Raw genomic sequence first — 14,140 nt, 5'->3', positions numbered from 1 at the left:
TCGGCCCGGCGGCGGCGCGGCTGTCCGTCCGCCTCACACCGCCGCCGCCACCTTGTCGAACGCCCGCTCGTCGATCGCCTCGGCAAGCGTCGCGAACGCGGTCGCGATCTCGTCTTCCGGCACGCACGCATAGCCGAGCAGCAAACCCGATGCGGCACGCTCGCGATCCGCGTAGTACCCGGACAGCGGCCGCACCACGATGTTGCGTTCGAGCGCGGCCTGCGCGACCGCGCGATCGTCGACACCGGCCGGCAATTGCGTGACGAGATGCAGCCCGGCGTCGCTGCCGAGCGCGTGCAGCGTATCGCCGTAGCGCCGCGCGACCGCGTCGAGCAGCACCTCGCGGCGTTGTCCGTACAGCGTGCGCATCTTGCGGATGTGCGACACGAAGTGCCCTTCCGCGATGAATTCGGCGAGCACGGCCTGCTGCAGCAGTTGCCCTTCGCGATACAGCTCGGCGCTCGCGGTCGCGAAACTTTCCGCGAGCGGCTCCGGCGCGACCAGATAGCCGACCCGCAGCCCCGGGAACAGCGTCTTGCCGAAACTGCCGACGTAGATCACCTGCCCGGCCGTGTCGAGCCCCTGCAGCGACGCGAGCGGCCGGCTGCCGTAGCGGAATTCGCTGTCGTAGTCGTCTTCGATGATCCAGCAGCCGTGCTGGCGCGCGTATTCGAGCAGCATCCGCCGCCGCGCGAGGCTCATCACCATCCCGAGCGGATACTGGTGCGACGGCGTGACGAGCATCAGCTTCGGCGGTTCGGCGAGATCGGCGGCCGACGGCGCGATGCCTTCGTCGTCGACCGGAATCGGCCGCGTGGTCAGCCCCGACACGTTCAGCACGCTGCGCACGCCCCAGTAGCACGGGTCCTCGGTCCAGATCGCGTCGCCCGGGTCGGTCAGCAGCCGCACCGCGAGGTCGATAGACTGGTGGATGCCGGTCGTGATCACGATCTGCTCGGGCGTGCAGCGCACCGAGCGCGACGTGCGCAAGTAGTCGGCCAGCGCCTCGCGCAGCAGCGCGAGCCCGCCGCCGGGCGCGTAGGTCAGCAGGTCGGGGCGCAGGCGTCGCCAGTACTTGTTGTGCAGCCGCGTCCACACACGCGCCGGAAATCGCGACACATCGGGCACGCCCGGCATGAACGCGCCGCCCTGGCGCTTCGACACGCCGGCGCCTTCGACGAGCCGCGTGCCGCGCGCGGACAGCCGCCGTACGGACGGCGTCACGACGGCCGGGCCGGCGCCCGCGTCGGGCGGCGCGCCGACGATCTCGTCCGGCGCGCTGTCGGCGACGAACGTGCCGCGCCCCGTCGCCGAGTTCACATAGCCTTCGAGCGCCAGCTGTTCGTAAACCTGCGTGACCGTGTTGCGCGCGATCCCGAGCTCGGCGGCCAGCAGCCGCGACGACGGCACACGCGTGCCGGCCGGCAGTTCGCGCGACAGGATCGCCTGTTGCAGCAGCCGGTGAAGCTGCCGGTAGATCGGCTGTTCGCCGCCGCGCACGAGGCGCTGCGCCAGCCAGTCCGACAACACGCTCGCGCGCATGATTGGCTCCTGAATATTTATTGAAATGGCTCTGATTGCCAGAGCCAAATGTGATTATAGTCGCCTCCATGGGCTGCCAAGGCGCCCGATTTCCTACCCACCGGACAGAACATCAAGGAGATGACCGTGAAGAATGCCGACCTGCAGGCCCGCAAGAACGCCGCCACCCCGCGCGGCGTCGGCGTGATGTGCGATTTCTACGCCGCCCGCGCCGAGAACGCGGAGCTGTGGGATGTCGAAGGCCGCCGCTTCATCGATTTCGCCGCCGGCATCGCGGTGCTGAACACGGGCCACCGCCACCCGAAGATCGTCAAGGCGATCGCGGATCAACTGAACAGCTTCACGCACACCGCTTACCAGATCGTCCCGTACGCGTCGTACGTCGAGCTGGCGGAAAAGATCAACGACCGCGCGCCGGGCGACTTCCCGAAGAAGACCGCGTTCTTCACGACCGGCGCCGAAGCCGTCGAGAACGCGATCAAGATCGCGCGTGCGGCGACCGGCCGTCCGGGCGTGATCGCATTCTCGGGCGGCTTCCACGGCCGCACGATGATGGGCATGGCGCTGACCGGCAAGGTCGCCCCGTACAAGCTGAACTTCGGCCCGTTCCCGGGCGACGTGTTCCACGCGCCGTACCCGAACGCACTGCACGGCGTGACGACGGCCGACTCGATCAAGGCGATCGAGATGCTGTTCAAGGCCGACATCGATCCGAAGCGCGTCGCCGCGATCATCTTCGAACCGGTCCAGGGCGAAGGCGGCTTCAACCCGGCGCCGGCCGAATTCGTGCGCGCGCTGCGCAAGATCTGTAACGAACACGGCATCCTGCTGATCGCCGACGAAGTGCAGACGGGCTTCGCACGTACCGGCAAGCTGTTCGCGATGCAGCACTACGACGTGCTGGCCGACCTGATCACGATGGCGAAGAGCCTCGCGGGCGGCATGCCGCTGTCGGGCGTCGTCGGCCGTGCGGACGTGATGGACGCGGCCGCCCCCGGCGGCCTCGGCGGCACCTACGCGGGCAACCCGCTGGCGGTCGCGTCGGCGCACGCGGTGCTCGAGATCATCGACGAAGAGAAGCTGTGCGAGCGCGCGACGCAACTCGGCGACGTGCTGAAGGCGAAGCTGAACGCGCTGCAGGCCGACGTGCCGCAGATCGCCGACGTGCGCGGCCCGGGCGCGATGATCGCGGTCGAATTCCTGAAGCCGGGTTCGGGCGAGCCGGATGCCGAATTCACGAAGCGCGTGCAGGCGCGTGCGCTCGAGCGCGGCCTGCTGCTGCTCGTGTGCGGCGTGTACTCGAACGTCGTGCGCTTCCTGTTCCCGCTGACGATCCCGCAAGCCGTGTTCGACGAAGCGCTCGTGATCCTCGAGGAAGTGCTGAAGGAAACGGTCGGCGTGCCGGCCTGAGTTCCCGTCCGCTGCAACTGAATGCGCCGCCGCCGTCGTGAAGACGGCGGCGGCCGTTTTCATCCGTCCTTTTCGAAGCAGGTGATTCATATGAGCACTGTTCAGGAAACCCTGGCACTGAAAGATCCGTCGCTGTTCCGCCAGCAGGCGTACGTCAACGGCGAATGGCAAGGCGCGACGAACGGCGAGACGTTCGACGTCCGCAACCCGGCCACCGGCGGCCTGCTCGGCACCGTGCCGGCGATGGGCGCGGCCGAGACACGTCACGCGATCGACGCCGCGAACGCCGCCTGGCCGGCATGGCGCAAGAAGACCGCGAAGGAGCGTGCGGTCATCCTGCGCAAGTGGCACGACCTGATGATGGAAAACGCCGACGACCTCGCGCTGATCCTGACGACCGAGCAAGGCAAGTCGCTGGCCGAAGCGAAGGGCGAGATCGGCTACGCGGCGTCGTTCCTCGAATGGTTCGCCGAGGAAGGCAAGCGCGTGTACGGCGACACGATCCCGACGCCGGCGAGCGACAAGCGCATCGTCGTGACGAAGGAAGCGATCGGCGTATGCGCGGCGATCACGCCGTGGAACTTCCCGGCGGCGATGATCACGCGCAAGGTCGGCCCGGCGCTCGCGGCCGGCTGCCCGATCGTCGTGAAGCCGGCCGAGGCCACGCCGTTCTCCGCGCTCGCGATGGCGGTGCTCGCCGAGCGCGCGGGCGTGCCGGCCGGCGTGTTCAGCGTCGTCACGGGCGACCCGAAGGCGATCGGCGGCGAGCTGACGTCGAACCCGATCGTGCGCAAGCTGTCGTTCACGGGCTCGACGCCGGTCGGCCGCCTGCTGATGGCGCAATGCGCGGCGACGGTCAAGAAGGTGTCGCTGGAGCTCGGCGGCAACGCGCCGTTCATCGTGTTCGACGACGCCGATCTCGATGCGGCCGTGCAGGGCGCGATCGCGTCGAAGTACCGCAACAGCGGCCAGACGTGCGTGTGCACGAACCGCTTCTACGTGCACGAAGCCGTATACGACCAGTTCGCGCAGAAGCTCGCGGCGGCCGTCGGCCAGCTGAAGGTCGGCCGCGGCACGGAGCCGGGCGTCACGCAGGGCCCGCTGATCAACGAAGCGGCCGTGCTGAAGGTCGAGGCGCACATCGAGGACGCGCTCGCGAAGGGCGCGACCGTCGTGACGGGCGGCAAGCGCCATGCGCTCGGCCACGGCTTCTTCGAGCCGACCGTGCTGACGGGCGTCACGCCGGCGATGAAGGTCGCGAAGGAAGAAACGTTCGGGCCGCTCGCGCCGCTGTTCAAGTTCGGCAGCGACGACGAAGTGATCCGCCTCGCGAACGACACCGAGTTCGGCCTCGCCGCGTACTTCTACAGCCGCGACATCGGTCGCGTGTGGAAGGTGGCCGAAGCGCTCGAATACGGGATGGTCGGCGTGAACACGGGCCTGATCTCGAACGAAGTCGCGCCGTTCGGCGGCGTCAAGCAGTCGGGCCTCGGCCGCGAAGGCTCGCACTACGGCATCGACGACTACGTCGTGATCAAGTACCTCTGCCTGGCCGTCTGACGGTTCGGGGCCGGTCGCTTCCCGGCGACAGGCCCTCGCCGCCCGGCCGGAACCGGGCGGCCCGACGCGGGCCGGCGCCTCTCCGTCGCGCCCGCGTCACCCTCCCTTCCCCGCGATCAGCGGAATACGTTCACCGCCTCGACCAGCCGCGTCGCCTGCTGCTTCAGGCTTTCCGACGCCGCCGTGCTCTGTTCGACGAGCGCCGCGTTCTGCTGCGTGATGTTGTCCAGGTGCACGACCGCCTGGTCGACCTGCGCGACACCCGTGCTCTGCTCGGCCGTCGACGAGCTGATCTCCGCGATCAGATCCGACACGCGCTTCACCTGCGTGACGATGTCCTCCATCGTCTTGCCCGCGCCATCGACGATCCGCGCACCCGACTCGACCCGCTCGACACTGGCGCCGATCAGCGTCTTGATCTCCTTCGCCGCGTTCGCGCTGCGCTGCGCGAGCGCCCGCACCTCGCCGGCGACCACCGCGAAACCGCGCCCCTGATCGCCAGCGCGCGCCGCCTCGACCGCCGCATTCAACGCGAGGATGTTGGTCTGGAACGCGATGCCGTCGATCACGCCGATGATGTCCGCGATCTTGCGCGAGCTGTCGGTGATGTCGTTCATCGTCGCGACGACTTCGTTCACCGCCTGCCCGCCGCGCCCGGCCGCCTCGCTCGCGGACACGGACAACTGATTCGCCTGCAACGCCGTCTCCGCATTGCTCGACACGGTCGCCGTCATCTCGGCCATCGACGCGGCCGTCTGCTGCACGCTGGTCGACGCCTGCTCGGTGCGTGCGCTCAGGTCGTTGTTGCCTTGCGCGATCTCGTTGCTCGCGCGTTGCACGTTCAGCACCTGTTCGCTGACGTCGTCGACGAGCCAGCGGAACATCAGCCCGAGCTGGTTGATCGTGCGCAGCGTCATGCCGATCTCGTCGACCCGGTTCATCCGCACGCCGCTGCGGCTCTCGCCGGTCGCCACGCGCAACGCCTCGTCGCGCAACTGTCGAAGCGGCCGCACGATCTGCGCGTCGAGCCACAGCCCGGCCGCCGCCGTCACGCCGATCGCCGCGCCGGCGAACGCCGCGAGCCCGCCGCCGGTCAACCCGCCCGCCCAGCCGGCGCCGATGACCGCCGGCGCGAGCACGCATAGCGTCGACACCAGCCGGGCGCGCACCGACATCGTCTGGAACAGCGACGCGACGCGCATCGCGCCCGTGCGCACGATCAATCCCTTGTGGAACCGGCGGCTGCCGGCCTTGCCTTCGCGGAAATCGCGATACAGCGCCTCGGCGGCCGCGATCTCGTCGCGCGTCGCCTTCGTGCGCACCGACATGTAGCCTTTCGGCTGCCCGTTACGCATCACCGGAATCGCGTTCGCGCGCACCCAGTAGTGATCGCCGTTCTTGCGGCGGTTCTTCACGAGCGCGGTCCACGGCTCGCCGCCCTTGAGCGTCGCCCACATGTCGGCGAACGCCTCCTTCGGCATATCCGGGTGACGCACCACGTTGTGCGGCTGGCCTTCGATTTCCTCGGGAGAAAAGCCGCTGACCTGGATGAACGCCGCGTTCGCGTACGTGATGTAGCTGTCGGCATCGGTCGTCGACATCAGCGTCGCATCGTCGGCAAATTCGAATTCGCGTTGCGTGACGGGCTGGTTGTTGCGCATGGTGTGGAGCTCCGGGTGGCGGATCTTGCGTCCGCTCGTCGATTGATTCGAGACTCCGCGCATGGCGATCGATTCGCATGCGTGTGAGTCGGGCTCCTGCACTTTCGGCACATTCGACGAAAACATTATGCCGTATTCGGGTAAATATGCATTAAATATGAATCAACTTGTTTTTACCGAATAATTTGTTCACGGATAAAACGCAACGCCTTGTCCGACAAAGGTTTTCTGGCCATTCGTCTGATTATTGTCCGTCGTGATTTCGGCGTGATTGAATACACGAACAGTCAATTGGAAATAAGAATATTTCTCATTTTTCGCCGTTCGACCCAATCCTCAACCCTGGATAAGCGCTGGGCGCGACATCCGGCATTCATCGATCGAACCCGCACGTCACGCCCCCTTTCGGCATCACCTGAATACGTTCACCGCATCCACGAGCCGCGTCGCCTGCTGCTTCAGGCTCTCCGACGCCGCCGTGCTCTGTTCGACGAGCGCCGCGTTCTGCTGCGTGATGTTGTCCAGGTGCACGACCGCCTGGTCGACCTGCGCGACACCCGTACTTTGCTCGGCCGTCGACGAGCTGATCTCCGCAATCAGATCCGACACGCGCTTCACCTGCGTGACGATGTCCTCCATCGTCCGGCCCGCCTCGTCCACGCGCCGCGCACCCGACTCGACCCGCTCGACACTCGCGCCGATCAGCGTCTTGATTTCCTTCGCGGCGTTCGCGCTGCGCTGCGCGAGCGCGCGCACCTCGCCGGCGACCACCGCGAAACCACGACCCTGTTCGCCCGCACGCGCCGCCTCGACCGCCGCGTTCAGCGCGAGGATGTTGGTCTGGAACGCGATGCCGTCGATCACGCCGATGATGTCGGCAATCCTGCGCGAGCTGTCGGTGATCTCGCTCATCGTCGTGACGACCTCGCTGACCGCCTGCCCGCCGCGCTCGGCCGCCTCGCTCGCGGACACGGACAACTGATTCGCCTGCAGCGCCGTCTCCGCATTGCTCGACACGGTGGCCGTCATCTCGGCCATCGACGCGGCCGTTTCCTGCACGCTCGACGCGGCCTGTTCGGTGCGCGCGCTCAGGTCGTTGTTGCCCTGCGCGATCTCGTTGCTCGCGCGCTGCACGTTGTGCACCTGCTCGCTGACGTCGTCGACGAGCCAGCGGAACATCAGCCCGAGCTGGTTGATCGTGCGCAATGTCATGCCGATCTCGTCGACGCGATTCATCCGCACGCCGCGCCGGCTCTCGCCGGTCGCGACGTTCAGCGCCTGCTCGTGCAGCCGTTTCAACGGTTGCACGATCTGCGCGTCGAGCCACCAGCCGGCGGCCGCCGCCACGCCGACCGTCACGCCGGCAAACGCCGCGAGCCCGCCGCCGGCCAGCCCGCAGGCCCAGCCCGCGCCGACGACCGCCGGCGCCAGCACGCACAGCGCCGAATGCACGCGTGCGCGCACCGACATCGTCTGCGACAGCGATGCGAGCCGCAGCAGCCCGGTACGGATGACGAGCCCCTTGTGGAACCGGCGCCGGCCGGCCTTGCCTTCGCGAAACGCGCGATACAGCGCGTCCGCGGTCTGGGTCTCGTCGTGCGGCGCCTTCGTGCGCACCGACATGTAGCCTTGCGGCGCGCCGTTGCGCATCACCGGAATCGCGTTCGCGCGCACCCAGTAGTGATCGCCGTTCTTGCGGCGGTTCTTCACGAGCGCGGTCCAGGGCTCACCGCGCCTGAGCGTCGCCCACATGTCGGCGAACGCCTCCTTCGGCATGTCCGGGTGACGCACCACGTTGTGCGGCTGGCCGACGAGCTCTTCGTTCGAGAACCCGCTCACCTGCGCGAACGTCGTGTTTGCGTAGGTGATGATGCTGTCGGCATCGGTGGTCGACATCAGCGTGACGTCGTCGGGAAAATCGAATTCCTGTTGGGTAACGGGCTGGTTGTTGCGCATGCAAGGCTCCGAAAGGCGGATCTGTCGTCCGCGCCGCGCTGAAGTCGCGCTCAGTAGCCGAAAAACGGTTGATCGCTTTACGACACTCTCGTCCTTACTGTCGGCAATTCATCGGAAAACCTTAATCCCGTTGCGCACAAAACAGGCAATTCGGCCATTACCATGATTTCGATCAAATAATCCGGCGATAATCCCGACACGCGTTTATCAACTTGTCACAACGCGCGGCCCGATGCGCCAATGCCAGCATCCGTTGCGCGCGGCGAAACGATTTGACTTATCCTGCTCCATTCCACCTGAATTCGAATTCCATGAAAAAGGCATTGCATGAACTGAATCGGCTGTCCTGGAATACGGCGACGGTCGCGCACAACAGCCATAAAGGCGATCAGGCTGCATTTTTCCGCAATGGCGGCTCGACGCTGTTTCCGGAAGAACGCGAACTGCTCGGCGATCTCACCGGTCTGCGGCTCTTGCACCTGCAATGCAACGCGGGGCAGGACACGCTGAGCCTCGTGCGCGACGGCGCGGATGCAACCGGCGTCGACATCTCCGACGAGGCGATCGACTTCGCGCGGCGACTGTCGGCCGACGCGGGCCTGCCCGCGCGGTTCGAGCGCGCCGACGTACTCGACTGGATGCCCGAAGCCGCCGCGCGCGGCGAGCGCTTCGATCGCGTGTTCACGTCGTACGGCGTGATCTGCTGGCTGTCCGACCTGACCGCATGGGCGCGCGGGATCGCCTCGCTGCTCGCACCGGGTGGCCGCTTCGCGATGATCGAGTTCCATCCGTTCTCACTGTATTTCGACGAACAGTGGCAACCGCGCTACGACTACTTCAACGGCGACGCGACCGAGGAACCCGCGGGCGTCGGCGATTACGTCGCGGCGTCCGGCACGGGGCTCGGCGCGCAGCACGACCACCCGGGCATCGTCGATTTCGCGAACCCGCATCCGAGCTACGAGTTCATGTGGGGCATCGGCGACGTGGTGAATGCGCTGATCTCGGCCGGGCTCGCGATCGACCGCCTGAACGAATATCCGCACGCGAACGGCTGGAAGGGCTTCGACGGCATGCGCGAGCTGGAGGGCCGCCGGATGGTGCCGCCCGAAGGCATGCCGCGCCTGCCGTTGATGTACGCAATCGCCGCGCAGCGGGCGGCAGCATGACGCGCCGCACCGCCGCCGAACGCGACGCGCTGTCGGCCCGCCTGCTGGCCCGCGACGACGTGCCGCTCGTGTGGACCATCGACCGCCGCGAAATCATCGAGCACCTGTACGTGCTGCGCGACGGCGCGCTGCATCTCGTGCCCGAGTTCTACGACGTGGCCGGCTGGCCCGACGGCGAAGCCGATCACTACACGCCGATCCTGCTCGACTGCCACGACCGCGGCGGCTGGTTTCTCGGCCGGTTCGACGGCACGCGGCTCGTCGCGGCCGTCGTCGTCGACAGCCGGCCGCTCGGCCCGCGGCGCGACATGCTGCAACTGAAATTCCTGCATGTGAGCCACGACTGGCGCGGCTGCGGGCTCGGCGTACAGCTCTATCGCGCGGCGCAGGTGCAGGCACGTGCAATGGGCGCCGAGCGCCTGTATGTGTCGGCCACGCCGTCGCGGCACACGATCGACTTCTACCTGCGGCTCGGCTTCACGGTCAGCATGGCGCCCGATCCCGAGCTTTACGCGCTCGAGCCCGAGGACATTCACCTCGAAGGGCCGACGGCCTGACGGCCCGGTACGCGAATGACGCGTAGAATTTTTCGCTCTGCCACAATCGCCATCAACCGTCACGGAGCGCGACATTGAACCACGAGCCGCCACCGCCCACCCCGCCGAAGATCCTCGTCAGCATGTGCGTGGTCGGCCATCCGGTGCGTTACAACGGCGCGGCGAAGACCGCCGCGCACGAAGCGCTCGAACGCTGGCAACGCGAAGGGCGGCTCGTGGCCGTCTGCCCCGAACTCGCGGGCGGCCTCGGCGTGCCGCGCCCGCCTGCCGAGATCGCCGGCGGCGCATCGGGGCAGCAGGTGCTGTCGGGTCACGCACGTATCGTCGACGTGAACGGCACCGACGTGACGACCCCGTTCGTTGCCGGCGCGCAAACCGCGCTGGCCCTCGCGCAGGCGCACGATTGCCGCTTCGCGATCCTCGCCGACGGCAGCCCGTCGTGCGGCAGCACGTTCATTTACGACGGAAGTTTCGAGAACCGGCGCCACGCGGGCGCCGGCGTCACGGCGGCGCTGCTGCGCGCGCATGGCATCGAGGTGTTCGCGGACACCGAGATCGACGCCCTCGACGCGCGGCTCAGGCAAGCGTCGCAGGCCGGTTAACGACGATGGGCGGCACGAGACACCTCGTGCCGCCCATCGTGGCGGAAACGGCGCAGCGGTCAAGCGGCGCGGATCCGGCCGCGTCACCGCCCGCATCACCGCATTACGCCGCTCAGACGCGTTCGATCGCGATCGCGATGCCCTGGCCGACGCCGATGCACATCGTGCACAGCGCGAAGCGGCCGTTCGTGCGATGCAACTGGTACATCGCGGTCGTCACGAGGCGCGCGCCCGATGCGCCGAGCGGGTGGCCGAGCGCGATCGCGCCGCCGTTCGGATTCACGCGCGGATCGTCATCGGCGACGCCGAGCATGCGCAGCACCGCGAGACCTTGCGACGCGAACGCTTCGTTCAGCTCGATCACATCGAACTGGTCGATCGTCATCCCGAGCCGCGCGAGCAGCTTCTGCGTAGCCGGCGCCGGGCCGATGCCCATCACGCGCGGCGCGACGCCGGCCGTCGCGATCCCCAGCACGCGGGCGCGCGGCGTCAGGCCGAAGCGCTTCGCGGTTGCCTCGTTCGCCAGCAGCAGCGCGGCGGCGCCGTCATTGACGCCCGACGCGTTGCCGGCCGTCACCGAGCCGTCCGGGCGCACGACGCCCTTCAGCTTCGCGAGCGCTTCGAGCGACGTCTCGCGCGGATGCTCGTCGCGCGACACGATCACCGGATCGCCCTTCTTCTGAGCAATCGTGACCGACACGATTTCTTCGGCCAGCGTGCCGTCCTGCTGCGCCCGCGCGGCCTTCTGCTGGCTGCGCAGCGCGAACAGGTCCTGATCCGCGCGGCTGACGTTGTAGTCGACCGCGACGTTCTCGGCGGTTTCCGGCATCGAATCGACGCCGTGCAGCTGTTTCATCAACGGATTGACGAAGCGCCAGCCGATCGTCGTGTCGTAGATGTCGGCCTGGCGCGCGAACGCGCTCGCAGCCTTGCCCATCACGAACGGCGCGCGCGTCATGCTCTCGACGCCGCCCGCGACCATCAGCGCGGCTTCGCCCGACTTGATCGCGCGCGCGGCCACGCCGACCGCGTCCATCCCGGAACCGCACAGGCGGTTGATCGTCGAACCCGGCACGCCCTCCGGCAAGCCCGCCAGCAGCGCCGACATGCGTGCCACGTTACGGTTGTCCTCGCCGGCCTGGTTCGCGCAGCCGTAGATCACGTCGTCGATCGCCGTCCAGTCGACGTCGCGGTTGCGCTCGACGAGCGCCTTGAGCGGCACCGCGCCCAGATCGTCGGCGCGCACGCCGGACAGTGCACCACCGTAACGCCCGATCGGCGTACGGATCGCATCACACAGAAAAGCTTCGGTCATCAGTGTCTCCGGTCCCGTGAAAGGCTGGGAAATGAACAGGGCGCGCCCCTTGCATTACCCGCCGGGATGCGCTTAAATGTTCTACATACGAACATAAGATCGTGTATCGAACGTTCAACGCATCATAGGGAGTGCGGGGATGACCTGTCAAGGGCACGGTCGGCCAGGCGGTTGGCGTGTCGGGCCCCATGCGCTATCTTCTCGGCTGCACGACATTCCAGGCGCTCATGACAACCGACGATATTCAGACGAAACCCGGCGACTCCTATGTGCAGTCGTTCGCGCGCGGCCTCGCGGTGATCCGCGCGTTCGACGCGGCACGCCCGGAACAGACGCTCACCGAGGTCGCATCGGCCACCGGCCTCACGCGCGCGGGTGCGCGCCGGATCCTGCTCACGCTGCAGACGCTCGGCTACGTCGAAGCCGACGGCCGGCTGTTCCGGCTCACGCCGAAGATCCTCGAGCTCGGCTTCGCGTATCTCACGTCGATGCCGTTCTGGAATCTCGCCGATCCGGTGATGGAGCAACTGTCCGCGCAGATCCACGAAAGCTGCTCGGCCGCGGTGCTCGACCGCACCGAGATCGTCTACGTACTGCGCGTGCCGACCCGCAAGATCATGACGATCAACCTGTCGATCGGCAGCCGGCTGCCTGCATACTGCACGTCGATGGGCCGCGTGCTGCTGTCCGCGCTCGACGATGCGACGCTCGACGACACGCTCGCGCAGAGCGCCATCCGCGCGCACACGCCGCGCACGATCACCGACATCGGCGAACTGAAGGCGGCGATCGCGCAGGTGCGCCAGCAGGGCTGGGCCGTGGTCGACCAGGAACTCGAAGTGGGGCTGATGTCGCTGTCCGCGCCGATCCGCAACCGGCGCGGGCAGGTCATCGCCGCGATGAACATCAGCGGTAACGCGCAGCGGCATACCGCGAAGCAGATGGTGAAGGAGTTTCTCGGGCCGCTGCAGCAGGCCGCGCAGACGGTATCGGAGCTGGTGGCGCGACGTGGCTGAGCACCCTGCCCGATCGTCGTATCCGTGACACGACAAGTCACCGAACAAAAAAAGACGGGCGGCACAGGCCGCCCGCTCAAACTCTGATCTCTGCAACGTTCTTCTCACGGAACACGGAGCGCACTCCGCGTCGCACAATTTAGTAACGCGCTCGAACACGGTCAATCTGACGAGAACGAAATTGCATCGCGTCGGCAGGCCGCCGCCTCGTTCACGCGCCCAGCAGCATCCCCTTTCGCACCGGCACCGTGCCCGTCACGCGGCCGAGCGGCGCGCCGGCCGTCACGAAGCGGATCGCGCGGCGCATGTAGAACACGCCATCGGTCGCGCTCGAGATCGTCGTGACCGCATCCGTCAGCGGATCGACGATGTCGAACAGCGGATCGCCCGCACGAATCGTCGCGCCGATCGCCGCGCGGTGCACGAGAATCCCGCTCACCGGCGCATAAAACTGCTCGCTGCCCGCGAGCGGCGTGGCCGGCGCGGCCAGCGGCGGCAGCGGCGCGCGTTCGCCGCGCACCGCGCCGCACCACACCAGATAGTCGACGAGCGCGTCGGCGTCGCGTTGCGCATATTCGTACGTCACGTCGCGCTGGCCCCGACACTCGACCGTCACGGCCACGGTGCCGGCCGCCATCGGCGTGCCGTCCGGCAAATACGCGCGCAACCGTGACCACAGCAGATGATGGGCATCGTCGAACGCATGGCCGCCCGAATCCTCGGCGAGCAGCGACACCTCGGCGCCGAGATAACGCGCGAGCGGCTCGACCTCCGGCCACGCGGTATCGCTCGTGTAGACGTGCATCACCGCTTCGAGCGAGCAATGCAGGTCGATCACGACGTCGGCGTCGTGCGACAGCTTCAGCAGCGCCAGCTGCAGCGCATCGAATTCGGTGCGCGGCGCGATTTCGTCGAGCGCCGCGCCGACGCATTCGCGCACGATCGCGCGATTGCGCGCGCCGTCGTCGCCCAGCCGGTCGCGCGCACGCGCGGCGATCTCCGCGAGCGGCAGGAAGCCGCGATTGAAGTTGCGGCCGCTCGCGAGATCGAACCGGCCGATGAACTGCCCGAGCAGATGATGATTGAGGCCGACCGGGTTCGACACCGGCACGAGCACGATTTCGGCCGCGAGCCGCCCTTCGGCGTCGAGCTGCGCGAGGCGCTGCTTGAGCACGACCGCCGCGAGCATCGCGGGTGTCTCGTCCGCGTGCAGCGCGGCCTGCAGGTAGATCTTGCGGCCGCTGTCGGCCGGCCCGAAATGAAAGCTCGTCAGCGTGCGTTGCGTGCCGATCGACGGCGACAGGAGCGGCGTGGTGCGAATCTGCATCGAGGGTCTCGAATGGATGAAAGCA

Annotated in this window: 11 protein-coding genes; 6 read left to right on the top strand and 5 right to left on the bottom strand. The window is 67.6% G+C overall.

Annotated elements, in window-relative coordinates:
- Nucleotides 1–33: 33 nt before the first annotated feature.
- Nucleotides 34–1,542 (bottom strand): MocR-like pyridoxine biosynthesis transcription factor PdxR, encoded by a 1,509-nt coding sequence (gene pdxR, locus H0X91_RS14845; RefSeq protein ID WP_006494228.1) that lies wholly within the window; start codon nt 1,540–1,542, stop codon nt 34–36.
- Between the two features lie 126 nt (nt 1,543–1,668).
- Here pdxR and H0X91_RS14840 point away from each other — a divergent pair, with 126 nt between their 5' ends.
- Together H0X91_RS14840 and gabD are read left to right on the top strand one after the other, a co-directional pair.
- Nucleotides 1,669–2,952 (top strand): 4-aminobutyrate--2-oxoglutarate transaminase, encoded by a 1,284-nt coding sequence (locus H0X91_RS14840; RefSeq protein WP_006483657.1) that lies wholly within the window; start codon nt 1,669–1,671, stop codon nt 2,950–2,952.
- Nucleotides 2,953–3,042: 90 nt separating this feature from the next.
- A complete protein-coding gene (gene gabD, locus H0X91_RS14835) occupies nt 3,043–4,512 on the top strand; it encodes an NADP-dependent succinate-semialdehyde dehydrogenase (protein WP_012493582.1) in 1,470 nt (489 codons plus the stop codon).
- A 116-nt stretch (nt 4,513–4,628) separates the two neighbouring features.
- On the opposite strand, the gene H0X91_RS14830 is transcribed toward gabD, so the two are convergent.
- The gene (locus tag H0X91_RS14830; RefSeq protein ID WP_006494226.1) at nt 4,629–6,173 is read right to left on the bottom strand and encodes a methyl-accepting chemotaxis protein; all 1,545 of its coding nucleotides are present in this window, start codon (nt 6,171–6,173) and stop codon (nt 4,629–4,631) included.
- Nucleotides 6,174–6,584: 411 nt separating this feature from the next.
- Nucleotides 6,585–8,129 carry a methyl-accepting chemotaxis protein gene (locus H0X91_RS14825; RefSeq protein WP_196433110.1) on the bottom strand — a complete coding sequence of 515 codons (1,545 nt, stop codon included), beginning with the start codon at nt 8,127–8,129 and terminating at the stop codon, nt 6,585–6,587.
- Nucleotides 8,130–8,440: 311 nt separating this feature from the next.
- Between H0X91_RS14825 and H0X91_RS14820 the strand changes: the two genes are divergently transcribed.
- The 3 genes from H0X91_RS14820 to H0X91_RS14810 all read left to right on the top strand — a co-directional run bounded on the left by H0X91_RS14820 (nt 8,441) and on the right by H0X91_RS14810 (nt 10,457).
- Nucleotides 8,441–9,298 (top strand): class I SAM-dependent methyltransferase, encoded by an 858-nt coding sequence (locus H0X91_RS14820; protein ID WP_196433109.1) that lies wholly within the window; start codon nt 8,441–8,443, stop codon nt 9,296–9,298.
- Nucleotides 9,295–9,855, top strand: a complete 561-nt coding sequence (locus H0X91_RS14815; protein WP_006482619.1) for a GNAT family N-acetyltransferase — start codon at nt 9,295–9,297, stop codon at nt 9,853–9,855. Before H0X91_RS14820 ends, H0X91_RS14815 begins: the two co-directional genes overlap by 4 nt.
- 122 nt (nt 9,856–9,977) lie before the next feature.
- A complete protein-coding gene (locus H0X91_RS14810; RefSeq protein ID WP_164530874.1) occupies nt 9,978–10,457 on the top strand; it encodes a DUF523 domain-containing protein in 480 nt (159 codons plus the stop codon).
- A gap of 112 nt (nt 10,458–10,569) precedes the next feature.
- Here the strand turns inward: H0X91_RS14810 and pcaF are convergent, their stop codons facing one another.
- Nucleotides 10,570–11,772 carry a 3-oxoadipyl-CoA thiolase gene (gene pcaF / locus H0X91_RS14805; protein ID WP_006494221.1) on the bottom strand — a complete coding sequence of 401 codons (1,203 nt, stop codon included), beginning with the start codon at nt 11,770–11,772 and terminating at the stop codon, nt 10,570–10,572.
- A gap of 227 nt (nt 11,773–11,999) precedes the next feature.
- Here pcaF and H0X91_RS14800 point away from each other — a divergent pair, with 227 nt between their 5' ends.
- Nucleotides 12,000–12,788: an IclR family transcriptional regulator gene (locus tag H0X91_RS14800; protein ID WP_006482577.1), complete on the top strand. Its 789-nt coding sequence runs from the start codon at nt 12,000–12,002 to the stop codon at nt 12,786–12,788.
- 211 nt (nt 12,789–12,999) lie between these two features.
- Here the strand turns inward: H0X91_RS14800 and H0X91_RS14795 are convergent, their stop codons facing one another.
- On the bottom strand, nt 13,000–14,115 hold the full coding sequence (locus H0X91_RS14795; RefSeq protein ID WP_048987652.1) for a succinylglutamate desuccinylase/aspartoacylase family protein: 1,116 nt from the start codon (nt 14,113–14,115) through the stop codon (nt 13,000–13,002).
- Nucleotides 14,116–14,140: the final 25 nt, after the last annotated feature.

This window comes from Burkholderia sp. 9777_1386, assembly GCF_015712265.1.
Taxonomy (GTDB): domain Bacteria; phylum Pseudomonadota; class Gammaproteobacteria; order Burkholderiales; family Burkholderiaceae; genus Burkholderia; species Burkholderia cenocepacia.
This window is presented reverse-complemented; position numbering and strand designations above follow the sequence as displayed.